General features: G+C 61.8%; 23 protein-coding genes. 7 read left to right on the forward strand and 16 right to left on the reverse strand.

What is annotated here, in order from left to right:
- Nucleotides 1-9 precede the first annotated feature (9 nt).
- The 3 genes from Cth01_RS08940 to bla form a co-directional block, all read right to left on the reverse strand.
- On the reverse strand, nt 10-993 hold the full coding sequence (locus tag Cth01_RS08940) for a FecR family protein (protein ID WP_045838982.1): 984 nt from the start codon (nt 991-993) through the stop codon (nt 10-12).
- Nucleotides 990-1,457, reverse strand: a complete 468-nt coding sequence (locus tag Cth01_RS08945; RefSeq protein WP_045838983.1) for a sigma-70 family RNA polymerase sigma factor — start codon at nt 1,455-1,457, stop codon at nt 990-992. The genes Cth01_RS08940 and Cth01_RS08945 overlap by 4 nt, the downstream gene beginning before the upstream one ends.
- A gap of 480 nt (nt 1,458-1,937) precedes the next feature.
- Nucleotides 1,938-2,843 (reverse strand): class A beta-lactamase, encoded by a 906-nt coding sequence (gene bla, locus Cth01_RS08950; RefSeq protein WP_045838984.1) that lies wholly within the window; start codon nt 2,841-2,843, stop codon nt 1,938-1,940.
- A gap of 113 nt (nt 2,844-2,956) precedes the next feature.
- Between bla and Cth01_RS08955 the strand changes: the two genes are divergently transcribed.
- Nucleotides 2,957-3,820, forward strand: a complete 864-nt coding sequence (locus Cth01_RS08955; RefSeq protein ID WP_003067957.1) for a LysR family transcriptional regulator — start codon at nt 2,957-2,959, stop codon at nt 3,818-3,820.
- A gap of 139 nt (nt 3,821-3,959) precedes the next feature.
- Complete coding sequence (locus Cth01_RS08960) at nt 3,960-4,676, forward strand: glutathione S-transferase (RefSeq protein WP_045838985.1); 717 nt, start codon at nt 3,960-3,962, stop codon at nt 4,674-4,676.
- 117 nt (nt 4,677-4,793) lie between these two features.
- Here the strand turns inward: Cth01_RS08960 and Cth01_RS08965 are convergent, their stop codons facing one another.
- The 7 genes from Cth01_RS08965 to Cth01_RS08995 all read right to left on the reverse strand — a co-directional run bounded on the left by Cth01_RS08965 (nt 4,794) and on the right by Cth01_RS08995 (nt 11,574).
- A complete protein-coding gene (locus tag Cth01_RS08965) occupies nt 4,794-5,294 on the reverse strand; it encodes a disulfide bond formation protein B (protein ID WP_045838986.1) in 501 nt (166 codons plus the stop codon).
- Between the two features lie 166 nt (nt 5,295-5,460).
- Nucleotides 5,461-6,588, reverse strand: a complete 1,128-nt coding sequence (locus tag Cth01_RS08970) for a sulfate/molybdate ABC transporter ATP-binding protein (RefSeq protein ID WP_003055644.1) — start codon at nt 6,586-6,588, stop codon at nt 5,461-5,463.
- Between the two features lie 29 nt (nt 6,589-6,617).
- On the reverse strand, nt 6,618-7,658 hold the full coding sequence (cysW, locus tag Cth01_RS08975; protein ID WP_034379617.1) for a sulfate ABC transporter permease subunit CysW: 1,041 nt from the start codon (nt 7,656-7,658) through the stop codon (nt 6,618-6,620).
- A complete protein-coding gene (cysT, locus tag Cth01_RS08980) occupies nt 7,658-8,515 on the reverse strand; it encodes a sulfate ABC transporter permease subunit CysT (RefSeq protein WP_034352054.1) in 858 nt (285 codons plus the stop codon). Before cysT ends, cysW begins: the two co-directional genes overlap by 1 nt.
- 167 nt (nt 8,516-8,682) lie before the next feature.
- On the reverse strand, nt 8,683-9,684 hold the full coding sequence (locus Cth01_RS08985) for a sulfate ABC transporter substrate-binding protein (RefSeq protein ID WP_045838987.1): 1,002 nt from the start codon (nt 9,682-9,684) through the stop codon (nt 8,683-8,685).
- A 219-nt stretch (nt 9,685-9,903) separates the two neighbouring features.
- Nucleotides 9,904-10,491, reverse strand: coding sequence for an RBBP9/YdeN family alpha/beta hydrolase (locus tag Cth01_RS08990; RefSeq protein ID WP_034352047.1), 588 nt, complete (start codon nt 10,489-10,491; stop codon nt 9,904-9,906).
- Between the two features lie 141 nt (nt 10,492-10,632).
- On the reverse strand, nt 10,633-11,574 hold the full coding sequence (locus Cth01_RS08995) for a LysR family transcriptional regulator (protein ID WP_045838988.1): 942 nt from the start codon (nt 11,572-11,574) through the stop codon (nt 10,633-10,635).
- 194 nt (nt 11,575-11,768) lie between these two features.
- Here Cth01_RS08995 and Cth01_RS09000 point away from each other — a divergent pair, with 194 nt between their 5' ends.
- Nucleotides 11,769-12,386, forward strand: a complete 618-nt coding sequence (locus Cth01_RS09000) for an FMN-dependent NADH-azoreductase (RefSeq protein WP_003067966.1) — start codon at nt 11,769-11,771, stop codon at nt 12,384-12,386.
- A gap of 230 nt (nt 12,387-12,616) precedes the next feature.
- Nucleotides 12,617-13,015: a hypothetical protein gene (locus Cth01_RS09005; protein ID WP_052703286.1), complete on the forward strand. Its 399-nt coding sequence runs from the start codon at nt 12,617-12,619 to the stop codon at nt 13,013-13,015.
- A 41-nt stretch (nt 13,016-13,056) separates the two neighbouring features.
- Here Cth01_RS09005 and Cth01_RS09010 read toward each other — a convergent pair whose 3' ends face one another.
- The 6 genes from Cth01_RS09010 to Cth01_RS09035 all read right to left on the reverse strand — a co-directional run bounded on the left by Cth01_RS09010 (nt 13,057) and on the right by Cth01_RS09035 (nt 19,125).
- A complete protein-coding gene (locus Cth01_RS09010; RefSeq protein ID WP_428839331.1) occupies nt 13,057-13,836 on the reverse strand; it encodes an SDR family oxidoreductase in 780 nt (259 codons plus the stop codon).
- Between the two features lie 162 nt (nt 13,837-13,998).
- Nucleotides 13,999-14,997, reverse strand: coding sequence for an ABC transporter substrate-binding protein (locus Cth01_RS09015; protein ID WP_003070876.1), 999 nt, complete (start codon nt 14,995-14,997; stop codon nt 13,999-14,001).
- Between the two features lie 22 nt (nt 14,998-15,019).
- On the reverse strand, nt 15,020-15,808 hold the full coding sequence (locus Cth01_RS09020; RefSeq protein ID WP_045838991.1) for an ABC transporter permease: 789 nt from the start codon (nt 15,806-15,808) through the stop codon (nt 15,020-15,022).
- Nucleotides 15,805-16,542 carry an ABC transporter ATP-binding protein gene (locus tag Cth01_RS09025; RefSeq protein WP_233425133.1) on the reverse strand — a complete coding sequence of 246 codons (738 nt, stop codon included), beginning with the start codon at nt 16,540-16,542 and terminating at the stop codon, nt 15,805-15,807. The genes Cth01_RS09020 and Cth01_RS09025 overlap by 4 nt, the downstream gene beginning before the upstream one ends.
- A gap of 25 nt (nt 16,543-16,567) precedes the next feature.
- A complete protein-coding gene (locus tag Cth01_RS09030; protein ID WP_045838993.1) occupies nt 16,568-18,034 on the reverse strand; it encodes an acyl-CoA reductase in 1,467 nt (488 codons plus the stop codon).
- Nucleotides 18,031-19,125, reverse strand: coding sequence for a LuxE/PaaK family acyltransferase (locus tag Cth01_RS09035; protein ID WP_045838994.1), 1,095 nt, complete (start codon nt 19,123-19,125; stop codon nt 18,031-18,033). Before Cth01_RS09035 ends, Cth01_RS09030 begins: the two co-directional genes overlap by 4 nt.
- Nucleotides 19,126-19,597: 472 nt before the next feature.
- Here Cth01_RS09035 and Cth01_RS09040 point away from each other — a divergent pair, with 472 nt between their 5' ends.
- The 3 genes from Cth01_RS09040 (at nt 19,598) to Cth01_RS09050 (ending at nt 23,671) form a co-directional block, all read left to right on the forward strand.
- Nucleotides 19,598-21,727, forward strand: coding sequence for a TonB-dependent receptor family protein (locus Cth01_RS09040; RefSeq protein ID WP_045838995.1), 2,130 nt, complete (start codon nt 19,598-19,600; stop codon nt 21,725-21,727).
- 608 nt (nt 21,728-22,335) lie between these two features.
- On the forward strand, nt 22,336-23,085 hold the full coding sequence (locus tag Cth01_RS09045) for an energy-coupling factor ABC transporter ATP-binding protein (protein WP_034379564.1): 750 nt from the start codon (nt 22,336-22,338) through the stop codon (nt 23,083-23,085).
- On the forward strand, nt 23,078-23,671 hold the full coding sequence (locus tag Cth01_RS09050; protein ID WP_045838996.1) for an energy-coupling factor transporter transmembrane component T family protein: 594 nt from the start codon (nt 23,078-23,080) through the stop codon (nt 23,669-23,671). Before Cth01_RS09045 ends, Cth01_RS09050 begins: the two co-directional genes overlap by 8 nt.

Here is a 23,671-nt window from a genome sequence, read left to right on the forward strand (position 1 = left end):
TGCCGGCCGTCAGCGCCGACGGATGACGGTGCGGCCATCGGCCAGTTGCTCCACGCGCACCGGCAGGGAGCGCGACAGGCTGGCAATGAAGATGGCAGGCTCGCGCAGCTTGAAGCTGCCCGTCAATCGCAGGGATTGCAAAGAAGCCCCATCGTCCAACACCATTGACTGAGCCAGGTAGTCATTCCAACGCGCCACGACTTCGGTCAGCGGCGTGCGGTCGAACACCAGCCAGCCTTCGCGCCAGGCCCCCACATCCGAAGCATTGAGCGAGTAGTGCGCGAGCTCGCCGCCTGCATAGATGCGCAGGCCTTGGCCGGCGCCCAGCATGGCATCGGGGTACTGATCCGCCATGCGGGCTTGCTGCCACACGGCCACACGGCCCTGGGCGACGCTGACCTGCAGGCCGGTAGGCCGAAGGGCCACAGAGAAAACCGTACCCAGCACACGCACCCGGCCCAGGGCCGTGTGGACCTCCAACGGCCTCTGTGCATCATGGGCCACGTCGAGCCGAATTTCGCCCTGGCGCAGATGGATCTCGCGGCGCTGACGGTAGAGCATCACCGAGGCATCGGTGCCAGGCGCCAGATCGAGCTGGCTGCCATCGGCCAGATGGCGGCTCAATTGCTGTCCATGGCCTGTATGCAGCGCGATTTGCTCCAGTGGTTGCAGCCAATGCCAGCGGCCGAGCATGCCGGCAAGGCCTGCCACACCAGCCACCCCCAGCACGGACAGCGCGCGACGGCGCGTCTGCTGCGCACGCGCCGACTGGGTGGCGGGCATGGGCATATCGCCTTGCAAAGCACTGCCATCGGTCTGCGCCCAGCCCGCCATGGCAGCCTGGGCCGCCAGTTCATTCGCGGGCTCACTGGCACGCCAGCGTTCCAGCGCCTCTGCCGCTACCTGCGCTGCTTCGGTACTTGCGCCATGCTGGCGAGCAATCAGCAACAAGGCGTATTCCAGCCGTTTGCGCTCGGGCATCTCGGCCTTCATGACTTGAGCCCCATGCAATCGCAGACGGCACGCACCACATGTTTTTCGATGGCGGCTTCGCTGATACTCATATGCGCTGCTGCCTCGGCATGGCTGAAGCCATAGATGCGCACCAGCACAAACACCTCGCGACGCTTGCGCGGCATGGCTTCCAGGCGCCGTGACAGCAAGACCAGTTGCTGTCGCCCTTGCACCTGACGCTCGGCCGAGGGCACCTCGTCGGCCCCCACCACCGCCAGGGTTTCCAGCATGCGTGCTTCTGCAGCGCGGCGGCGCGCATCGTCGATCACAATGTTCTTGCCGGTACGAAACAGCAGTGCTCGCAAATCCCGTACCGCAAGCTCTCGCGACTGCATGGCAAAGACGCGGGCATAGCTTTCCTGCACGACATCCGCAGCCGCATCCCGGCTATTGAGCGAGCGAGCAAAGAAACTGACGAGTTCTGCGTAATAGTGCGCAACCACGGGTACACCTCGACCTCTTGCGAGGCATGCCGCCCAGGCTCTGGAATCGGCCGCAAAACATGCAGCTACGGAGCGGGAAAGCGCAGACTCTATCAGAAAATGAGAATCAATCTCATTAAATGACAGATCTCGACGCCTCTTCGCATCAATGCAGAGCCGGCGTCGCGACAAACTTTGAGCTTGCGTCTGCATCGCTGGCGCGACTGGGTGAGTTCCGCCCCGGGTCATCTCCTGCAATCAGCCATTCAGGCGCAACAACTGCAGCCGGGCCCACCCAAGTTCAAGCGCAAGGCTCGGACAGGACTTGTGATTGGCCAGCCCCCTGCCCTGCCTGGCAGCAAACCTCAAGCCTGAAAGGCAAGCCCACAGAACGTCCTGCGGACTGCAATCGAGTGGACGGTCAGGCTTCTGTAACAGCGCGACCCCAAAGTCTGCAGGCATGCAAGATCCTTGCCCACGATCGAAATGACCGCCGCTGCTTCAGATCGTGTAATACCAGCGTTTGATCGCTTCGCCAGCCCTGGCCAACACGGCTTCGCGCCCCGCCCCATCGAGCGGGCTGCCGGTTAGATACGCCGTCACCAGCAGCGGCGCAGATTGTGCGGTAGGCCAGACGATGAGAGTGTCGCAAGCCGTGCCCCTCTCGCCGCTGCCTGTCTTGCCGCCCACTTTCCAGTCGCCGGGCATGCCGGCGCGCACGCGCTTGTCACCGGTACGGCTGTCCACCAGCCATTGCTGCAACAGGGCGCGGGCATAGCCCTCCAGCACATCGCCCAGCAGCAGCTTCTGCAGACTTTGCACCATGGCTTGCGGCGTCGTTGTGTCGCGTTCATCGCCGGGCAGCGCAGTGTTCAGCGAAGGCTCGTTGCGGTCCAGCCGGGTGGTACCGTCCCCCAGCTCGCGCAGCCATTGCGTCAGCGCCGCCGGCCCGCCGCTAGCTTCCAGCAGCACATTGGCCGCCGTGTTGTCGCTGACAAGCACCATCGCTTCACACAGTTCCTGCACCGTCATGCCGCCATTGGCACCCGCGCGTTTTTCGGATATCGGCGACCAGGCCACGACTTCGGAAGGAGAGTAATAGAGCTTGCGCCACAGTCGAATTTCATCTCGCTGTGCCAGATACAGCATGCGTGCGGCCAACAAGGTCTTGAAGGTGCTGCACATGGGAAAGCGCTCATCGCCGCGCCAACCCGCCTCGGCGCCGCTGACGGTATCCAGCACATACAGGCCGAATCGGCCCTGGGCCTGAATCTCCAGCGCCGCCAACTCGTCACTCAATGTTCTCGCTGCTGCTGCTTGCTGCTTGGAGATAAAAGCACAGCCGCTCAGTCCCCAGGCCCCCAGCCCCAAGGCCAGTCCTGTTGTCAGCATGCTGCGTCGCTGCATAAGATCCTCTTTTGGTTAACTGTCATGGTTTGAAGCATAAATCGGTAGATTCGTATGAACCAGCAGTAATAATTGACACCATCCATTAGAAAAACTTTTATCTTGTTTGAGATATGCAGCTACCACTGAACGCCTTGCGCATGTTTGACGCGGCCGCCCGTCACCAGAGCCTGACTCGCGCCGCGCAGGAGCTGCACGTGACGCAGGCCGCCGTCAGCCAGCACATCCGCAATCTCGAAGAGCGCCTGGGCAAGCCTTTGTTTCGCCGCCTGCCGCGCGGCCTGGCCCTGACCGACGAAGGCCAGGCCTTGTGGCCCGTGGTGGCACAGAGCTTTGAGCGCATAGAGCAATCGCTGCAGCAGGTGGCAGAGCCACGACCACGCGAAATTCTGACCGTGGGCGTGGTCGGCACTTTTGCCATAGGCTGGCTGATCCCCAGGCTGAGCCAGTTCCAGCAGTTGCACCCCTACATAGATCTTCGGCTGCTGACCAATAACAATCGCGTGGATCTGGCTGGCGAAGGACTGGACGCCGCCGTGCGCTTTGGCGACGGTGCCTGGCATGGCACGCACGCGCAGATGCTGCTGCGCGCGCCGCTCTCGCCCATGTGCACCCCCATGCTGGCACAACAGCTGCGCGAGCCCGCCGACCTGGCTCGGCAAACCTTGCTGCGCTCCTACCGCACGCAGGAATGGGAAGGCTGGTTTGCCGGCCTTGACCAGGCTGCCCCGCTGGCGCGTGGAGCCATGTTCGACTCTTCGCTGACGCTGGCCGAGGCCGCCGCTCAGGGCGCAGGCATTGCCCTGCTGCCCGCACGCATGTTCGAGCACATGCTGCAACAAGGCCGGCTGGTGCGCCCTTTTGCCCATGAGGTCGACACCGGCGCCTACTGGCTGACCTATCTCAAATCGCGTCAGGCCAGTGCCGCCCTGCAAACCTTCAGACAATGGCTGATGACCCAGTTGCAAACCGACTGAAACCAGCGCTCTTTAATGGCTAAAACCGTTTCACTCCAATCGTTTCAAGCTATCAATCCGTGAGTGCTCCAAAACATCTAAGCCGCACAGGTCTGCATGGCTTCAGGGCAAGAGGTACAGTACACGCCCAGCAAGCGCCATGGCGCTTTGGTTTCATTCATCTCATCAGATACCTGCCTTGACTGCCGCCGCCACCCTGCCCGTCCTGTACTCCTTCCGTCGCTGCCCCTATGCCATTCGCGCCCGTCTGGCGCTGGCCCATGCGGGCCTGGCGTGCGAACTGCGTGAAATCAATCTGCGCAACAAGCCACAGGCACTGCTCGACGCATCGCCCAAGGGCACGGTGCCAGTGCTGGTGCTGCAGGATGGAAAAGTCATTGATCAGAGCCTGGAGGTGATGCTGCATGCGCTGCGCGGCAACGACCCCGATGGCTGGCTGCAACCCACGCATGGCAGCCTGGAGGACATGCTGGCTCTGATCGAGCGCAACGACGGCTTCTTCAAACAGGCTCTTGATCGCTGCAAATACCCCGAGCGCCACGATGCCGAGGCCGTGAACCAGGCCCAAGCCGACGCGCTGACCTGGCTGTCGGCACTGAACGATCAGCTCGAGGAAACCGGCTATCTGTTCGGCCTCAACCCCAGTCTGGCCGATATGGCACTGCGCCCCTTTGTGCGCCAGTACGCGCGCATTGACGAGGCGCAGTGGAACGAGCAGCCCTGGCCTCATCTGCAGCATTGGCTGCAGCGCTGGATTGACTCGGCCCTGTTTGCCGAAGTCATGGAAACCTATCCGGGCTGGGTGCCCGGCAGCAAGGGGCCGACATTTGTTGGCGAGAGCGTGGAAAGCCTCTAATGGTGAAACCATGGCTGCAGCTGCTGGAGTGACAGCTACGGCCAGTGTTTCAGAGCCATGAAAAAGCCCCGGCAGCTTACGCTTGCCGGGGCTTCATAGTTTGGATGTCGCCGGGATTCAGCGCTTTACGCCCTTGAGCAACAGCATGGCCAGAATCACGAAAAACGCCACGAAGCAGACAAACGACCAGTTGGCAATGGAGCCGCCCAGCAAAGTCCAGTCAATGGCCGCACAGTCGCCCGAGCCCTGGAAGATCATCGGAATGGAGCGGCTGAAGGAGTAGTGCTCGATCATTCCGTAGAAGTCACGGCCGCAGGTCGCAAACTCGGGTGGATACCACTGCAGCCAGCTTTGGCGTGCCGCCACAAACGCACCGAAACCGCTGGCCAACAGGGCCAGAACGCCAAAGCTCATCCACCAGCCTTTTTGGCCTCTAAAGCTTGCCAGCCCTGTGAAGATAGCTACCAAAATCAGTGCATAACGCTGCACGATGCACATGGGGCAAGGCTCCAGGCCCACCACATGCTGCAGGTAAAGGCCAAACGCCAGCATGGCCACACAGGCGACGCTGATCAGCGCCAGGATGCGCCGCGGCGCGGTTTCAAACCATTGAAGCATCAATATTCTTTCTGCGAAATTTCTGAATCATGCCAGCACCAAGGATAACGCCCTCTGATGCCTGCACGACTCCCTCGCAGGAGACTGCAAGCCAGAGCCGCCTCTCGGCGACTCTGAGACTCCCGCCTGAGAGGCAGGGGTAAGGCGCATAGCGCCTCAGGGGGTATCAAATCCCAGCCGCCTCATCCAGGAACACCTTGGCCCGGCGCGGCGTCACCACCAGGGTTTCACCTTCGCGCAGACCCATGTCCTTGAACTGCTGTGCGGGAATCTGGGCTTCAATCAACCCGTCTTCCCCGGCATGGCTGGCATTTGGTGTGGTCTCGGAGGGAATAAGTTCCAGCCTTGCAATGGGGCCGACCACAATGGCACGCGAAAGCTGAGCCACGATGCCTGTGGGGCGCCCCTGGGCGTCGAGGTTCTGGCCCGGGGAATAGCGCTCCACTTCCAGATCATGGGGTCGCACATAGGCAAAAGCCTGGCTGTCCTGGGCACCGCGCGCATCGCTGCTGTCCAGTTGCATGCCCTCATCCAGATAGACCCGGCCATCGCTGGCACGACCCTTGAACAGATTCACATCGCCCAGGAAGCCATAGACAAACGGTGTGGCGGGGTTGTCCCAGACTTGCTGGGGCGTGCCTTCCTGTTCGATCTTGCCCTGGTTGATGACCACCACGCGATCCGCCACTTCCAGGGCCTCCTCCTGGTCGTGGGTCACGAAGATGGAGGTCACATGCAGCTCGTCGTGCAACTGGCGCAACCAGCGTCGCAGCTCCTTGCGTACCTTGGCATCCAGCGCACCAAAGGGCTCGTCAAGCAGCAGCACCTTGGGCTCGACAGCCAGTGCACGGGCCAGTGCGATACGCTGACGCTGGCCGCCCGAGAGTTGGGATGGATAGCGCTCGGCAATCCAGTCCAGCTGCACCAGCTTGAGCAGCTTCATGACCTTTTCCTTGATCACTGCCTCGCTGGGGCGTTCTTTGCGCGGCTTGACACGCAGGCCAAAAGCCACGTTCTCGAACACCGTCATATGACGGAACAGCGCGTAGTGCTGGAACACAAAGCCCACGTTGCGGTCTCGCACATGCACATCGGTGGTGTCTTCACCGCTGAAGTGGATGCTGCCCACATCGGCGGTCTCCAGACCCGCGATGATGCGCAGCAGCGTGGTCTTACCGCAGCCCGATGGGCCGAGCAAGGCGATCAGCTCGCCCGATTTGATATCCAGACTCACATCGCGCAGGGCCTGAAAATCGCCGAACTGCTTGCTGACATTACGAATTTCGATACTCATGATGAATCTCTTGTTCTGATCCGGGCAGCTCAGGCTGCCTTGGCGGTTTTGTTCGTTGCGAGGCTGATCTGGCCTGGGCGCTCGGGCGGTGCTTCGGCAGCGGCCCTGGCCTGCTGCTCGGCACGCCATTCGGCGAGGGACTTGATCACCAGTGTCACCAGCGCCAGCAGCGCCAGCAGCGATGCCACGGCAAAGGCGGCTGCTGCCTGATAGTCGGCATACAGCACTTCCACATGCAGCGGCATGGTGTTGGTCTGGCCCCGGATATGGCCGGAGACCACAGACACAGCACCGAACTCGCCCATGGCACGGGCGTTGCACAGAATCACGCCATAGACCAGACCCCATTTGATATTGGGCAGGGTGACATTCCAGAAAGTCTGCCAGCCCGAGGCACCAAGCACAATGGCGGCCTGCTCTTCGTCGCTGCCCTGGGCCTGCATCAGCGGGATCAGTTCACGGGCGATGAAGGGAAAGGTCACGAACACGGTGGCCAGCACGATGCCGGGCACGGCAAAGATGATCTGGATCTCATGCTTGGCCAGCCAGGGGCCCAGCCAGCCGTTGGCGCCAAACACCAGCACGTACATCAGACCGGCAACCACGGGCGAGATGGAGAATGGCAGATCGATCAAGGTGGTCAAAAAGGCCTTGCCCTTGAACTCGTACTTGGCGATGCACCAGGCGGCGGCCACACCGAAGACCAGATTCAGGGGCACGGCAATCAGCGCCGTGATCAATGTGAGCTTGATGGACGAGATCGCATCAGGCTCGCCCAGCGACGTGACATAGACATCCCAGCCCTTGCGCAGCGCCTCGCCAAAGACGGACAGCAGCGGCAGGATCAGGAAGATCAGCATGAACAGCAGGGCCACTGTGGTCAGAACCCAGCGCACCCAGCGCGGCTCGGTCGTGGTCATCTTCTCCAGCTTGGCGCTCTTGGGCGGGGCCGTGATCTTGTAGAGCGCGACCAGGACCAGCAGAGCAATGGCGACGATGGTGAAAAGATGCGCCCAGATGGGCAGCAGATTGGGAAACAGCGCCTGAATCGCTGCGTGAATCGAAGACATCAGCGGCCTCCCTGCGCCTTGCGCTGCCATGCCTGCAGTGCGTTAATCAGCAGCAGCAATACAAAAGAGATCAGCAGCATCACCACGGCCACAGCCGTGGCACCGGCTACATCGTGTTGATCCAGCTTGGCCATGATGATCAACGGAGTGATTTCCGAGACCATGGGAATGTTGCCGGCAATGAAGATCACCGAGCCATATTCACCCACGGCGCGCGCAAAAGCCATGGCAAAACCGGTCAGCAGCGCCGGACCGATATGCGGCAGTATGACCTTGTAGAAAATCTGCCAGCGCGATGCGCCCAGACTGGTTGCCGCCTCTTCCAGCTCCTTCTCGAAGTCTTCAAGCACCGGCTGAACGGTACGCACCACAAAAGGCAGACCGATGAAAATCAGTGCAATGGCGATGCCCTTGGGGTTGTAGGCCATCTGAATGCCCAGCGACTCGAAGTACTGTCCGATCCAGCCATTGCCCGCATACAGCGCCGACAGCGAGATACCGGCCACGGCCGTAGGCAGCGCAAACGGCAGATCGACCAGCGCATCCACCACCTTCTTGCCGGGGAACTGGTAGCGCACCAGCACCCAGGCGATCAGCATGCCGAACACCACGTTCACGCAGGCCGCAATAAAGGACATGGTGAAGGACAGCTCGTAGGAAGCGACCACGGCCGGCGCCGATACCGCAGTCCAGAACTGCTCCCAGGTCAATGAGAAGCTTTTGAACAGCAGGGCTACCAGCGGGATAAGCACGATGATGCTCAGATAGAAAATGGTGTAGCCCAGCGTCAACCCGAAACCGGGCAACACTCGCTTGGCACTACGCGCCTTGCGTGGGGCTAGAGCAGCAGAGGACATATTCAAAAGGCAATGTAGAAAAAGTGATTGCAGCCAACATGCCGGGCCTATGAACAGGCAGGCGCCCCACAGGGACGCCGAGCAAGGGCCGCCCCTTACGCTTGGGGCGTCGCCCCCTCCCGCGCAGCGAGAGAGGGGAAAGCGGCATGGCCGCTCAGGGGGGATCTTTATTTACCGGGGGTGTAGAGCTTGTCGAACTGACCGCCATCGTTGAAGTGCACCTTCTGCGCTTCGGTCAGGGAGCCGAAGTACTTGGCCACGGTGAACTGCTTGATGGGCTTGAACTGGTCGGCGTGCTTCTTGAGCACCGCTTCGGAGCGAGGACGGATCGCATGCTTGGCGGCGATTTCCTGGGCCTCGTCAGAGTACAGCCATTGCAGATAGTCGATGGCCAGCTGGGTCGTGCCCTTCTTGGCGACGGTGCGCTCGACCACAGCCACAGGGTTCTCGGCCACGATGCTCACCGATGGGTAGACCGCGTCGACCTTGCCCTGGCCGAATTCACGGTCCACGGACACGACTTCGGATTCGAAGGTGATCAGCACATCGCCGATATTGCGCTGCAAGAAGATGCTGGTCGCATCGCGGCCGCCCTTGCCCAGCACAGGCACGTTCTTGTAGAGCTTCTGCACGAATTCGGCCGCTTGCGCATCGGTGCCGCCCTTTTCACGCACCGAACCCCAGGCTGCCAGATAGGCGTAGCGACCATTGCCGCCGGTCTTTGGGTTGACCACCACGACCTTCACATCTGGGCGCACCAGGTCGGACCAGTCCTTGATGTTCTTGGGATTGCCGTTGCGCACCAGGAACAGCATGGTCGATGTAGTGGGCGATGCGTCATGCGGGAACTTCTTGTTCCAGTCCTTGGCGACCACGCCGTTCTGGGCCAGGAAATCCACATCGGTGGTCGTGTTGAAAGTCACCACATCGGCAGCCAGGCCGTCATTGACGGCGCGGGCCTGGGCACTAGAGCCGCCATGGGACTGATCCACCTTGATGTCCACGCCCTTGGTCTTCTTGTAATGAGCGATGAAGGCAGCGTTGTAATCCTTGTAGAACTCGCGGGCCACGTCATAGGAGACATTGAGCAGTTGAGTCTGTGCCGAGACAGCGCCTGCTGCTGCCAGTGCGATGGATGCCAACAATGTCTTGAGCTTCACGGAATGCATGGTTCGCTGCCTTTTCTTGAGCAATGTGTATAGATGTACACATTGTGCGAACGACTCCTTAAAACTCAAAAGAATATATTTTTCTTTGTTTTTCTGAAATTCAATATAAAGAATAAAACAGCACGCGAGTTCAAGGTAAAAAATAGCCGTAAGCGCTCTACCAGCAAGTGCATGCAGCTATCAAAAAAAGAAGCATCAAAGAGAAACAACCCCGGGATTTCAGGCCGCAAGTGCAGCTGCCTGCAAGGGCCGGGCCGAGGCCTGAGCATTCCAGCCGCCCTGCTCGGTCAGCGACTGCAGCAGTGCCAGCCCCAGCGGCCAGGCTCCGAAGCCCGACTCGATATTGATATGTCCGGCGTTCTGCAAACGCACCAGCTCGCTGCCCCAGGCCCTGGCATAAGCGCCCGCACGGCGAATGGGGCAGAACGGATCATTGCTGCTGGCCACCAGCACGCTGCGATAGGGCAGCGGCGCATAGGGCACGGGGGCGAAGTCGGCAAGCTGGGCGCGGCGCTCGGGGTCGGCAGGAGCCACCAGCAAGGCGCCATGAACGCGCGCCGCGGCAGCCTCGCCCAGATGCGCGGTCGTGATGCAGCCCAGGCTGTGAGCCACGATGACGGCAGGACGTTCATCGGAGAGCAAGACTCTTTCCAGCTCCGCCACCCAGGCATCGCGGTGCGGCACCAGCCAGTCCTGCTGCTGCACACGCACGGCGCCTTCCAGCTGCTCAGCCCACAGGCTTTGCCAATGGCCGGGACCGGAGTTGCGCCAGCCAGGCACGATCACGATGCGAAATGGGGATGTCATGCTGCCTCCTGTAATCTCGGAGCGCCAGCCGGGCCAAAGGAAAAAGCCCGGCGTGCTCCTGATCTGATAACAAGGCAGTCATTGTGGGCAAGGCTTGCCCAAATCCCAACGAATGTTTTGTTGTTATCTTATGGGCAGAAGCTAATGCTGCGCCGAAGCCGATGCTGCCTTTTGCACGGCAGAGATGCTGCTGCCCGGCATGCGCTCCCCAAGGAAGTCCAGGAAATGCCGCACCGCCGGTGCCAACCCACGCCGCGAGGGGAACACCGCATGCACGATGCCGCGCGGAGGTGCCCATTGCGGCAGCAACTGCACCAGAGTGCCCCGGGTCAATTCGTCCTGACACATATAGTCAGGCAGCCAGCACATGCCGCTGCCGGCCAGGGCCGCAAATTTCAGCGTCAGCAAGTCATCGACCACATAGCGCGGCTGCAGCTGCAGCCGGTGCTCCTTGCCTTCGGGCCCGACGAGCAGCAGGCTGGAATGGCCGTCGACTGCAGTCATCGCCATGCTGTCCAGCAACTGCAAGTCCTCCAGCGACCTGGGCGTGCCCTGACGCTGCAGCAGATCGGGGCTGGCCACCAGAATCTGGCGCGAGCTGTCGAGTCGCTTGACGACCATGGAGCCGCTGTCCTCCAGCGTGGCACGCACGCGCAATGCGACATCAACCCCCTCCTCGACCAGATTGACTGGGCGGTTGGTGACCTGCATCTCCACCTGCACCAGCGGGCAGCGCTTGAGGAATTCGGGCATCAGCTCGCCCAGGACGGTCTGCGCCAGCGTCACCGGGCAGGTCACACGAATGGTGCCGCGCGGCTCGGTCTGGACTTCGGCCACGGCATCCGACGCTGCCAGGGCGGCATCGCGCATGGCCTGGCCGTGGCGCAGAAAGGCCTCCCCCACTTGTGTCAGAGACAGCTTGCGGGTGGTGCGTTGCAGCAAGCGCACCCCAAGGTGGGCCTCAAGTTCGGCAACACGGCGCGAGAGGCGCGACTTGGGAATACCCAGTGCCCGCCCCGCAGCGGCAAAGCCGCCGCGCTCGACCACTTCGACGAAGTACAGCATGTCGTTGAGATCCACCATGCATATATCCTTGGACTCGATTGAATTGATATTTGGAACGATCTATCGCATTTTTGCAGACTTATTGCCAAATCTAAACAAATCTACAATCTATCCCATTGCAATTCAAAACGAATCACTGTTTTGCCGCAACGCAGCATCTGAGCTGGGCAAGAAGTGCTCTTTTACTCATTTTTAGAGGTATAGGTACCAATATGCAAATCCTGCACATCGACTCTTCCATCACTGGCTCCAGTTCCGTTACCCGCTCCCTGACAGCCGATATCGTTGCCAACCTCAAGCAGGCCAACCCCGAAGCCAAGGTGGACTACCTGGACCTGGCCGTGAGCGCCCCCAGCCACCTGAGCGCGCAATCTCTGGGCTTTCGCACCGGCCAGGCCGCTGCCACCGAAGTCGAACGCCAGGAAAACGCCGTCTCCGAAGCGCTGGTCAGCCAATTCCTGGCTGCTGACGTGATCGTGGTGGGTGCCCCCTTCTACAACTTCACCATCCCCTCGCAGCTGAAGGCCTGGCTGGACCGCATCGCCCAGGCTGGCCGTACGTTCAAGTACACCGCCACCGGTCCCGTGGGTCTGGCCGGCGACAAGAAGGTCATCGTCGCTTCCGCTCGCGGCGGCGCATACTCCACCAGCGAAGCGGGCCAGGCCATGGAGCACCAGGAAAGCTACCTGAAGGTGATCTTCGGCTTCATGGGCGTGACCGACGTGACCATCGTTCGAGCCGAAGGCGTGGCCATGGGCCCCGACGCCAAGGCTGCCGCCATGGAAGCAGCCAAGGCTCAGATCGAGCAAGCACAAGCCGTCGCTGCCTGATAGCAGGCAAAGCTGCAAAAGCCGGTACCGCCCAGGGCGTACCGGCTTTTTTGCGCAACAAACTTGCTCACGACCAAGGTTTTGGACATTTCCGACTGAAGTTCTGGAAAAAGCTGCCGATCTGAAGGCCTGAACCCGCTATTTTTGATACGCTGAAAACAGTTAGATACCGATCAGGTCCGAGTCTCGGTTGCTCGAACATGCTTTCCCAGATGCCAGCTTCCCGTCCCATGCCCACCGCCGTCCGTCAATCGCCTCAGCGCTCCGACGAAAACCTCGTCGTCACCGCTATTGCCGTATTTCTGGTGGCAGCACTGATTCTGGGTACGGTCGCCTATCGATACTTCAAGCATTCACAGCAGCAGGAGCAGACTCGCAGCGAGCGTCAGGCCTACAAGCGCTATAACGACTATCTGGACTCCACCGAACAGGCAACTGCCAAGCCTGCCGCCAATCCGCCTTCCCCCGTACAGGCCAGCGCTCCTGCCGCAGCGCCCAGCATGGCCGAGAAGCTGCTCAGCCACCCTGCCGTCACGCCAGGCCCCGGCTTCAACGCTCCCGGCGTGCAGCAGACCGGCGTGGCCATCATCGATGCGATAGATCACGCCCAGGCAACCGCCAAGCAGTAAGGTCAAGAAGGCAGGCAGGCTTTGCCTTGCTGCCCGGCAGCTCAGCGCATCACCAGACCGCCGTCGACAAGCAGCAGCTGCCCGGTCATGAAACCGCTGAGTTCCGACGCCAGAAACAGCACCGGCCCCGCCACATCTTCGGGCCGTGCCAGCCGCCGCAGCGGCGTGGCCGCCATCAGCGATTCACGAAAAGACTCCTTGCTGTCCTGCGTACCCTGCGTGGGATAGACCAGACCGGGTGCTACACAGTTGACGCGGATGCCTACTGGCCCAAGCTCGCTGGCCAGATTGCGGCTGAAGGCCAGCAAAGCCCCCTTGGATGTCGTGTAGTCGTGATAGGCAACGACTGGCTGCTCCACCAGGTTGCTGACAATGTTGACAATGCTGCCGCGCGCGCGCTGGCGCATCAACGGCAGCACCGCACGGCAGACATTGAAGCTTGCACCGACGGCCCCGTCGAACTGGGCCTGATAGTCCGCCCATTGCAGATCGTCAAAACGGCTGCGGCGTTCCGGATCGAATGCATAGGGCCTGAAGGCATTGTTGACCACGATATCAATGCCCCCCGCTTCACGCACGATGCCGTCCACCATGCCCTGCACCGCATCGGGCGAGCCCACATCGGCCTTGACCGCCCAGGCATCACCGCCCGAGTCCTTGCCCGCGGCCAGGCAGGCATCCACGGTGCTGGCTGCAGCCTCGTCATTGGACAGGTAGTTGACGGCCACGGTCGCACCCTCGCGCGCAAACGCCAGGGCAATCGCCGCGCCAATGCCGCGGCTGGCTCCCGTCACCAGCACCACCTTGCCGCGCAAGCCCATTGAAGAAGACTGACTCATATTCACGATTTCCGCTCAAACACTGACAGGCCACAGGCAGGAGACAGCAAGCAAGTGCCTTGGCGGCTCGGCGCCCTGCACTGATGCTGTCGTACCCCTCCCCAAAGCTCGGCGCCGCCCAAACGGTGCGCCTCAGGGGGAGATTTACAGCGGCACAACCACATCCGCCACCTTGATCTGACGCTGCACCATGCCCAGCGCACGATAGGCATCGGCGCCTTTTTGCAGCGCAGCCATATCGAAACTGCCCAGCGGCTGGCCCTGGACTGCCGGCATGGAAGAGGCGTTACGCAGGCGGATCACATCCAGATTGATATCGCGACGCGTGCCGTCGATGGCATATTTGCTGGCCAGCACCGAGGCCTCCTCGGGATTCGCCATCATCCAGGCAGCGCTTTCGCGGTAGCCCTTGACGAAGGCCTTGAGCAAGTCCTTCTTCTGCTGGAACACCTCCTCGCGCACCACAAACATGTCGCTGGACATATTGAGGTGGTCGCTGACCTGCATCACATTGACTTCGCCGATGCCCTTGCGCAGTCCCACAGCCAGGCCGGTATCCGTGGCGGCCGTGGCGTCAACCTGCCCTTGCATCAGGGGCGCAAAGTTCAACAGGCCGGTCACGACAATGCTCACATCCGACTCCTTGAGGCCGGCCTGATGCAGCATCACCAACAGGTTCTGGCGCGTGCCGCTGGCAAGGCTGTAGACACCGATCTTCTTGCCCTTGAGGTCTGCGGGCTTGCGAATGCCCGAGGACTTGAGCGAAACCACATTGAACACGTTCTGCGGATAGATGTCGTAGATCGCCACCAGCTTCTCGCCCTTGTCCAGAGCCATGAAGAAGGAGCCGGGATCGGTAAACGCCACGTCGGCCTGGCCGCTGAGGATGTTGCGAATCGCATCGCCGCCGCCTGCTCCGGGCAGATAGGCCAGTTCCACGCCGTTCGCCTTGAAGAAGCCTTTTTCGGGCTCGACCAGAATATTGGTGATCTCGCTGATGGGCTTGCTCCAGCCCGCCAGGCGAATCTTGCCCTGCAGAGGAACCGCCATGCTGGTGCCGGTCATGGCAAGGCCGCTCAGGCCTGCACAGGCGCCGAGCAGGCTGCGGCGAGAGATGAACGAAGTCTGGTTGCTGGAGTGCATGACAAATGGTTTGAAGATGCAGTCAGGCCCGGTCGCCCGACTGCGAGGTTGAAAAGTGATGAGAGCGCAGCAAATAGCGCTCCAGAACAAGGCAGGCCTGATACAGCAGCAGGCCCATGGCGGCGATCAGCACCAGCGCCGCAAACATCAGCGTGGTGTCCATCATTCCCTGGGCGGCAATGACCACGGCGCCCAGGCCCTGGCTTGCACCCATGAACTCGGCCACCACGGCACCGACCAGCGCCAGCACGACGGCCACGCGCAGCCCGGCCAGAATCGCGGGCAGTCCGGTCGGCAGTTTCAGGCGCAGCAAGGTCTGCAGCCTGGTTGCGCCCAGCATGCGAAACAGCTGCAGGCGCTGGCCATCCACCTGCCGCAGGCCCGTCAATGTGTTTTCCATCAATGGGAAAAAGCAGATCAGCGCCGTGATCAGCACCGTCGGCAGCATGCCGAAGCCGAACCACAGCACGAACAGCGGCGCCAGAGCCAGCTTGGGCACGACCTGGCTGACCACCACATAGGGCTTGAGCACGCGCTCCAGCAACTCGGACTCGGCCAGAGCCATGCCAGCCAGCAAGCCCACGGCACTGCCGACGAGTAGCCCCAGCAGCAAGGCCTGCAAGGTAGCCCAGAGATGCGGCCAGAAATAGCCGGACGCGAGACCCGACCACAGCGACAGCGCCACCGCCGAGGGCGCGGGCAACACCAGCGCCGACAAACCAAATTGCCTCGCAGCCAGTTCCCATATTGCAAGAACGGCTATCAAAAGCGAGGCGGACAGCCAGTGTGTTCTGTTCAGCAGGCCGCTCATGCGCCACCCCGGTCCATGGATGCGCGAATGCGCGCGCAATAGTCGTTGAACACCGCACCGTGGCGCAGGCTCTGCTGGCGCGGCTGTGGCAGCTCGACGGACCAGTCGTCCACGATGCGGCCGCCATGCATGAGTGCAATGCGGTCACCCAGATAGACAGCCTCGTTGATGTCGTGGGTAACAAAGAGCACCGTCGTGCCATGGCGCTGGCAGGTGCGCAGCAAATCGTCCTGCAGTTCGGCACGCGTAATGGCATCCAGCGCCGCAAAAGGCTCGTCGAGCAGCAGCAGCGGCGGCTCCAGAACCAGGGCTCGCGCCAGCGCCGCGCGACTTTGCTGTCCGCCCGAGAGCTGCCCTGGGTAAAGCCGGGCATGGCCGGCAAGGCCCAGTTGCTCCAGCAACTGCATGGCCGCCTGTCGGTCCTGCTGCGTGGGTTTGCGCTGCAGCGATACAGGCAGCAGCACGTTGTCGATCACCGTATGCCAGTCCAGCAGCGTCGGCGCCTGGAACATAAAGCCCAGTTGCGGCCCCGGCGCTGCCAGTTCGGTGCCGCGCAGCAAGACATGCCCCGACTGGGGCCTGAGCAGGCCAGCCGCCAGCTTGAGCAGCGTGGTCTTGCCGCAGCCGCTGCGCCCCAGCAGGCAGTGAAACTCTCCAGCCCCGACCTGCCAGTCCACGCCATCCACCACGGGCACTCGTCCCGGGTAGCTGAATCGGGCCTGCTTGAATTCCATGAATGCCACGGCTGTACCCGCCCCCTCAATCCGCATAATCAGCCAGCGGCTGGGCCGCAAGTTCTGCCGACTGCTCGATCTCCGTCATGCGCACCAGATCCAGCAGGTTGAAGCGCCCGTCATGGTGCCATCCCGCCTCGGGCATGCTCATGGAGCCGATGGCGCTGATACGCGTAACGCCAGCCGCGCCCAGCAGCCCCGCCAGGCGGTACAGCTCTTCGGGGCCGGCAGCAATGCCGGCGGTCTGCAGATAGTCGCGCTGAGCGGCCACCACGGGCAGCACGGAATCGAGCCGGTCCACAGCCACCACGGCAATCGTGCGGTACAGCGCGGTCGGAGCCAAGGGCTGAAGACTCTCGCTGTAGGCAACGCTCCAGGGCGCATCCACAGGCCCCAGCAGCTGGTGTGCTTCACCGCCCCACTCCATGTTCTGCTGCCAGCGTGCCAGCGCCGCCCCTTCTTCCAGATCCAGTTCGCGGCGTGCAAATCGTCGCTGCAGATTGGCCAGCTCGGCTGCCAGATAGTCGGCAAAAGCACGCGCAGAGACCGGCGCCCCACGTTGCACATAGAACACATGGGGCGAGTAGCAGCCCTGCTGGTCATAGCGCATCACGTCCCAGGCCGCCAGCCTTGCCATGGCCGGAGCCTTGAGCGTATCCAGCGCCTGCGCGTCGATCAGGCCAAAGCCCAGCTTGTGGCCATGGGGCAAAAAGCGCGTCGTCACGGGCAGGCGACGACGCAACGCATCCAGAGTGTGGTTGCCGCCATAGGCCAGCACCGTATCGGCCTGGGTATAGAGCGCGTCGGCCTCCTCGCCACCTGCACCGCGCCACCACACCACGGCCAGGCAATCGGCCAGCGGCGGGTGGACCTCTGCCAGCAAGCGTGCAAACCATCCCGCAAACAAAGGCTCGGCACTGGCCAGCTTGCCAATCGCAGGGGCCTTGACCAGCAAGCCGCAGACCAGGCTCCACAGCGACAGCGCAGGTACGTTGCCGGCCCAGCTATGCACCAGCAGATCCGGGCCGAAAGCACGTACGGCCCCGCCCTTGGCTGCCGGTTGAAAACCATCGAGTACCGCCGGATTGGCAAAATCCTCGGCCACAAAGCGCTTGAGCTGCGCTGCACGAAAGGTCTTGAAAAATCCTGTCAGCCCCAACCGCACCATATCAGCGTCATAGCCGCTGACCACGGGCAGCCAGGCTTCGGCCTGCTGGCGGTAGATGTCGTTACGGTCAAGCAGGCGGGCCATCGCACGATCGACAGCATCGATGATCTTGGCCACCGGCATGGGACGCAGATGGATGGCGGCGGCCGCGCGCACGCGACAGGCCAGTGCCTGCATCTGCGGCGCCGTCAGCACGGGAACGCTGACTTCCAGCCTCTGGCCGTCGCGGGACTCGAAGTCCAGCGTCTGCCACTGCACTTCGTCGTCGCCGAGGCCCGGCAGGTAGCCTGCCTTGATACGCTGCACCTTGCGCTGCTTGCTCATGCGCCGGCAGCTTTCACAAACTCTTCAACCGCCAGCGAGCAACCCTTGGCGGCGGCGCCCTCGGCGCGCCCTAGCAGCAAAAAGCCGTCTTTTTCCTGCGGGCCGGCCCACAGGCCCAGATCCTCGGTCAGTATGGTGGTCACCGCGTTGTAGTTGGCCAGATCGCAATGCACCAGAATGCCGCGCTCACCAGCTGCCACGTCCCTGCCGGTGATCGGCTCCACCAGACGCGAGCGAATCCAGTGCGGACCGGACTTGACCGAGGGCAGAATCGCATTGCCATCGTCATAGAACTGGGTACTCAGCTCCGTCATGCCATACATATTGATGCACAGACTGCGCGGCACGCCCAGCAGCTGCGAAAGCTCGGCATAGAACTGCTCGAGCGGCAGCTCGCGCGACTGCCCCTTGTAGCCGCCCGTATCCAGTACGCGGCTGCCTGCAGGCAGGCGAAAGCTGCGGCCCTGCGCACGCAGGGCATCCATCACATGGACCAGGCTGAAGCTCGCGCCCAGCAGCGCAAAAGGCTGGCCGCTGCGCTCGGACTCCTCCAGCGCGGCACACAGGGCCGGCATGTCCAGCCCTTCCGAGTTCAGATAGTAGCGGCTGTCCGTCGAGCCAAATTCGGACCGGGCCAGGGCCAGATAGTGGGCCAGCGAGGAATTGGGCATGGCCTGCTCATCGGGAAACAGAATGCCCATCGGCATGCGCTCCAGACCCTGCATGAAGCGTCTGGCGAAATAGCGCTTCATGGACAGGTCGTAGACATCGAGCTGCGGATGGAAATGACGTCCACGTGCGGCGCGGCCCGTCGTGCCGCTGGTCATGAATACGCGCTCGGCGGGCGACGGCGGCTCGCTGCGCAGCTCCATGGCCTTGAAGGCATCGATGGGCACGGCCGGAACATCGCGCCAGCTCCTGACATTGCGCAGCGTGGCACCGCGTCGCTGGCAAAAGCTGCGAAACGGCGCATTGCATTCGTACTGGTAGGCGAAAAGGCGCAGGGCGAGTTGGTTGAACTGGTCGTCGGTGCAGTCATCCATTGCGATGAAAGCAAGCAGATCTGCGACCAGCGAAGCGGCCTTGTCCATGAAATTCCTTCGAGAGCGGGGACGTCATGCTCCGAAGGCTTGCTGACCATGCGAGAACGCACTGCCCTGAGGTCAGCTTGCAAGCTCTTCTTCCGCCGGTATGAACCGGGTCAAGTTCGCGGGTGTAGATCTCAGCACTGGCGTGCACCCCGGAGCGCGGCGCCATCTTACCCCAACGGCGTCGCTGCACGGAGCCCGAGCTGCCGCATGTAAGTCGCGTCACTTGTAACCTGGGGTAAGGCTCCAGCACGGACAAGAAGGACATCTACAGCAAGAACATCAAAACACTGCTGCCCAAATACAATCGACCCAGCACCGCAAGCTGCCTGAGACGTAACCTGCCACGGCGCCGACAATCACGCAAGTACGCCATGCCTGAAAGCGCGGCATGTCGCGTCGATGGACTGCGTCAGCAGAGCTTGCAAGCCATCCAGGGCACTGAACGCCCGCCCCAAGCCCCAGAGATATTCACATGCATTTTTCGCGCCTTTGTCATCTGGCAGGCTGGCCTGTGGCCGCCGCCGGACTGCTGCTGACGGCACAGTCCGCAACAGCCCAACAAGCCGCCGCCCAGCCGGAACTGCCCCAGTTGTCCGAAGTCACCGTGCGCAGCACCTTGCAGGAGTCTGCACTTGAGCAAACCCCGGCCTCCGTGACCGTGCTCGACGGCGAGCGCATGCGCGAGCGCAATCTGCAGGTCAATCTCTCGGAGTCCCTGAGTGCAGCTCCGGGTCTGCAGCTGCAGAACCGCCAGAACTACGCGCAAGACCTGCAGCTGTCGATTCGCGGCTTTGGCGCACGATCCACCTTCGGCGTGCGCGGCATACAGATCTATGTGGACGGCATCCCGTCCACCATGCCCGATGGCCAGGGTCAGACCAACAATATCGATATCGCCTCGCTGGAGCGCGTGGAAGTGCTGCGCGGCCCCTACTCCGCGCTCTACGGCAATGCCTCTGGCGGAGTGATCAATGCCTATACCGAACGTGGTGAAGGCGCGCCCTCGGTGCAAAGCAGCTTTGCACTGGGCAGCGACGGCCAGAAGCGCCTGGGCCTCAAGGCCAAGGGCGAAGCCAACGGGATTGGCTATGTGCTCAGCGCCAGCCGTTTTCTCACCGACGGCTACCGGGCCCAGAGCGCGGCGGACAAAAACCTGTTCAACGCCCGCATCGATGTCAAGCCCGACGAATACAGCCAATTGACCCTGGTGGCCAACCATGTGGACATCGATGCCAAGGATCCCGGTGGTATTGAGCCTGAAAAATGGGTACTCAATCCTAAGGAGGTCAGCGGCAACGCTATCAAAATGAATTCGCGCAAAAGCGTCAAGCAGACGCAGACTGGACTGACCTACGAGCGCCAGTTGGATGGCAGCAATGCTCTGCGCTTAATGGCCTATGCAGGTCAGCGCGAGATGATGCAGTTTCAATCCATTCTCCCAAACTTCCAGGCTGGCCTTAAAGGCGGCGTCATCGGCCTCAAGCGCGACTATGGCGGCATCGATGCGCGCTGGAGCGGCAAATACGAGCTGGGCAGCGGTAGCCTGGTCCTGATTGCGGGCCTGGCCGCCAACACTGTCAGGGAAGACCGCCAGGGCTACAAGAACTTTGTGGGCAACCAGTTGGGCGTGGTCGGCGAGCTGGTGCGTGACGAGCGCAACACCCTCACCAGCATAGACCCCTATCTGCAAGCCTCCTGGGCCTTTGCACCGCGCTGGAAGCTCGATGCCGGCCTGCGCTGGAGCAATGTGCAGTTCCAATCGCGCGACCATTTCCTGGCCGACAAGAACGACAGCGGCAATGCCGGATTCCATAAGCTGCTGCCGGTTGTTTCGCTCCAGCACGAGCTCAATCAGGACATCAATGTCTATGCCTCGCTGGGTCGCGGCATGGAAACACCGACCTTCAACGAGATCTCGTACCGCCCCGATCTGGCGGGCGGTCTGAACTTCGGCCTCAAACCTGCGGTATCGACCAGTGCCGAGCTGGGCATCAAGCAAGGCTTCAATGTGGCCGGACTGCGCGGCGACTGGTCTGCCGCGCTGTTCCAGACCAGCACCGACGATGAAATCGTGGTGGCCAGCAACGACAACGGCCGCACCTCTTATCAGAATGCCGGCAAGACCCGCCGCCGCGGCATGGAGCTGAGCACCAGCACCTGGCTGATGCCCCAGTTGCGCCTGAACGGCGCGCTGACCTTGCTCGATGCCAGTCTGCGCAGCGGCTATTGCGACAGCAAGGGCCAGGACTGCACTCCCGCCGGCAAGCGCATTGCCGGTACGGCCAGGCATCTCGGCTACCTGGGGCTGGAATGGCTTCCCGCCACCGACTGGCGTGTGGGTCTGGACTGGCGTCATGTGGGCCGTATTGCCGCTGACGACAAGAACCAGGTCTATGCCCCCAGCTACAACGTTGCCAGCCTGAGCGTTGGCTACACCAAACGCCTGGGCGCCTGGAAGCTCAGTGCTTTTGCCCGCGTCGACAATCTGGCGGACAAGAACTATGTGGGCTCGGTCATCGTCAACGAAGGCAACGGACGTTACTACGAGCCCGCTCCGGGACGTCAATGGATGGCCGGCACCAGCCTCAGCTACCAGTTCTAAACATGTCATCCGCGTTGTCGGACAGCATCAAGCGGGCCCAGAGCCCGCTTTTTTCACATCCGGATAGATCAAAAGTGATTTTTTCAGAAAAATTCTGGTGCTTGTACATTGCCTGCTTGAGCCCGAAAGCCGCCAATCCAGCCCCGGTTTGCCTGCCAGATGACAGGCGCCGGCAACAAGCTTGCGCTCATCAGCCCTGCAAGCCACGTCAAAACACAGTCAATCGCATCAATTTCCATGCCGATGCGTATGCAGTTTGAGCGGAGTTAACCCCTGAAGCAGGCAAGAACGGCACACAGAAATTCTTCACTCTGCAACACGCTGTCATCAGGGGTACAACTGCCACGAAATGCGGGCCAAATGACAACAGACAGCCGCTCGAGGTAAAGAAATCAATTCTTATAGAAAATTCACATAAAAAGAGCTCAGATGGCGGGCTTTTGAAAGCAAATTCACAGCGCTAGAATCCGCCACCAGCGCTGCCTCGTATGTTTGAAGCCGGGGCACGGTTTCAGATTCCTCCGTATGTCAGCCCTTTTCGTTTCTTGCCATCCAAATTCCAGCCCGGCGCCTTGCAGCCCTGCCATTCCCGCAGTTGGAGCTGATGTATGAGTGACGGTTTGCAAAGCCCCGCCCAACAGGGTGTGCAGTTGGTCGATATACGGCTGCAGCGCGGCCAGACCCAGGTGTTTGACGGCCTGAGCCTTAGCCTGACTGAAACGCGCATTGGCGTGATCGGCAACAACGGCGCGGGCAAGTCCAGCCTGTTCCGCCTGCTTTGCGGGCTCGAGCTGCCCCAGGCCGGACAAGTACTGGTGGATGGCATGCCCTTGCTGCAGGCGCGCGAGCACAAGCCCGGCCTGATCGGCCTGATGTTCCAGAACCCGGACGACCAGATCATCTTCCCTACCGTGGAGGAAGAACTGGCCCTGGGCCTTCGCCCCCAGGGCCTGAGCAAGCAGCAAGCCAGAGCCAGGGCGCGCGAGTTGCTGGCCGCACGCGGCCTGGCCCACTGGGCCGAGCGGGCCGTCAGCAGTCTGAGCCAGGGCCAGCGCCAGCAGGTGTGCTGGCTCTCGCTGCTGATTGCGGCGCCGCAACTGCTGCTGCTGGACGAGCCCTTTGCCAGCCTGGACCTGCCCGGTCAGGCTCGCTTGGCCCAGGATATTGCCACCGCACCGCAACAGGTGCTGGTCTCCACCCATGTGCTTGACCATGTGCGCGACTTTGAGCGCGTGATCTGGCTGGAGCAAGGCCGGCTGCGTGGCGACGGCCCTGGCCGCGACATCTGCAGCGCCTACGAGACCTCCGTACAGGAGCAGTTGCTGAAGAAAAGCCCGCAAGGAGACCTACATGGGTAGTCTCTACAGCGAAGTTGCGACCTGGCTGCATCGCTGGTCGGCCGGCCTCAAGCTCTTGCTGCTGGCGGTTTTCGGTACGCTGTTGTTTCTGATAGCCAACCCCTGGGTGTTGGCGTGCTGCGGCGTGGCTTGCCTGGTTCTCTGGATATCGCTGGGTCAGGCCACACAGGTGGCGCGCCGGCTGATGCGCTCGGTTATCGTCGCGGCGCTGCTGGTGGCGGGCTTTCATGTCTTCATGGGCAACCCTTTGCTGGCAGCCGTCAGCAGTCTGCGGCTGATCTGCGCCTCGACCCTGGGCATTGCGCTGACCATCACCACCCGCCCCAGCGATCTGGTCGAGGTACTGGAATGGTTGCTGGCCCCACTGGCCCGCCTGGGCATCCCCACCGAGCGCGTGGCCATGCAGCTTGCACTCATGCTGCGCTTTACCGAACATTTCTTTGTGCAATGGACAAAGCTGGACGAGGCATACCGCCTGCGCACCGGCAAAAGCGGCGGCCTGCGCCTGATTGCACCGCTGACGATTCATATGCTGCAGGCCACGCGCCGTGTGGCCGACGCCCTCTGGGCAAGACTGGGTTTCTAG

This window comes from Comamonas thiooxydans (assembly GCF_000964545.1).
Lineage (GTDB): Bacteria > Pseudomonadota > Gammaproteobacteria > Burkholderiales > Burkholderiaceae_C > Comamonas > Comamonas thiooxydans.

What these genes read in the sequence shown, in the direction of transcription:
- cysW (WP_034379617.1), bottom strand. Translation starts at nt 7,658, where the DNA reads ATGTCTTCGATTCACGCAGCGATTCAGGCGCTGTTTCCCAATCTGCTG.
- Cth01_RS09050 (WP_045838996.1), top strand. Translation starts at nt 23,078, where the DNA reads ATGGGTAGTCTCTACAGCGAAGTTGCGACCTGGCTGCATCGCTGGTCG.
- Cth01_RS08960 (WP_045838985.1), top strand. Translation starts at nt 3,960, where the DNA reads ATGGCGCTTTGGTTTCATTCATCTCATCAGATACCTGCCTTGACTGCC.
- bla (WP_045838984.1), bottom strand. Translation starts at nt 2,843, where the DNA reads ATGCAGCGACGCAGCATGCTGACAACAGGACTGGCCTTGGGGCTGGGG.
- Cth01_RS09040 (WP_045838995.1), top strand. Translation starts at nt 19,598, where the DNA reads ATGCATTTTTCGCGCCTTTGTCATCTGGCAGGCTGGCCTGTGGCCGCC.
- Cth01_RS08965 (WP_045838986.1), bottom strand. Translation starts at nt 5,294, where the DNA reads ATGCTTCAATGGTTTGAAACCGCGCCGCGGCGCATCCTGGCGCTGATC.
- Cth01_RS09020 (WP_045838991.1), bottom strand. Translation starts at nt 15,808, where the DNA reads ATGAGCGGCCTGCTGAACAGAACACACTGGCTGTCCGCCTCGCTTTTG.
- Cth01_RS08990 (WP_034352047.1), bottom strand. Translation starts at nt 10,491, where the DNA reads ATGACATCCCCATTTCGCATCGTGATCGTGCCTGGCTGGCGCAACTCC.
- Cth01_RS08970 (WP_003055644.1), bottom strand. Translation starts at nt 6,588, where the DNA reads ATGAGTATCGAAATTCGTAATGTCAGCAAGCAGTTCGGCGATTTTCAG.
- Cth01_RS08985 (WP_045838987.1), bottom strand. Translation starts at nt 9,684, where the DNA reads ATGCATTCCGTGAAGCTCAAGACATTGTTGGCATCCATCGCACTGGCA.
- Cth01_RS08940 (WP_045838982.1), bottom strand. Translation starts at nt 993, where the DNA reads ATGAAGGCCGAGATGCCCGAGCGCAAACGGCTGGAATACGCCTTGTTG.
- Cth01_RS09015 (WP_003070876.1), bottom strand. Translation starts at nt 14,997, where the DNA reads ATGCACTCCAGCAACCAGACTTCGTTCATCTCTCGCCGCAGCCTGCTC.
- Cth01_RS09035 (WP_045838994.1), bottom strand. Translation starts at nt 19,125, where the DNA reads ATGGACAAGGCCGCTTCGCTGGTCGCAGATCTGCTTGCTTTCATCGCA.
- Cth01_RS08955 (WP_003067957.1), top strand. Translation starts at nt 2,957, where the DNA reads ATGCAGCTACCACTGAACGCCTTGCGCATGTTTGACGCGGCCGCCCGT.
- Cth01_RS09025 (WP_233425133.1), bottom strand. Translation starts at nt 16,542, where the DNA reads ATGGAATTCAAGCAGGCCCGATTCAGCTACCCGGGACGAGTGCCCGTG.
- Cth01_RS09000 (WP_003067966.1), top strand. Translation starts at nt 11,769, where the DNA reads ATGCAAATCCTGCACATCGACTCTTCCATCACTGGCTCCAGTTCCGTT.
- Cth01_RS09045 (WP_034379564.1), top strand. Translation starts at nt 22,336, where the DNA reads ATGAGTGACGGTTTGCAAAGCCCCGCCCAACAGGGTGTGCAGTTGGTC.
- Cth01_RS09005 (WP_052703286.1), top strand. Translation starts at nt 12,617, where the DNA reads ATGCCCACCGCCGTCCGTCAATCGCCTCAGCGCTCCGACGAAAACCTC.
- cysT (WP_034352054.1), bottom strand. Translation starts at nt 8,515, where the DNA reads ATGTCCTCTGCTGCTCTAGCCCCACGCAAGGCGCGTAGTGCCAAGCGA.
- Cth01_RS09030 (WP_045838993.1), bottom strand. Translation starts at nt 18,034, where the DNA reads ATGAGCAAGCAGCGCAAGGTGCAGCGTATCAAGGCAGGCTACCTGCCG.
- Cth01_RS08995 (WP_045838988.1), bottom strand. Translation starts at nt 11,574, where the DNA reads ATGGTGGATCTCAACGACATGCTGTACTTCGTCGAAGTGGTCGAGCGC.
- Cth01_RS09010 (WP_428839331.1), bottom strand. Translation starts at nt 13,836, where the DNA reads ATGGGCTTGCGCGGCAAGGTGGTGCTGGTGACGGGAGCCAGCCGCGGC.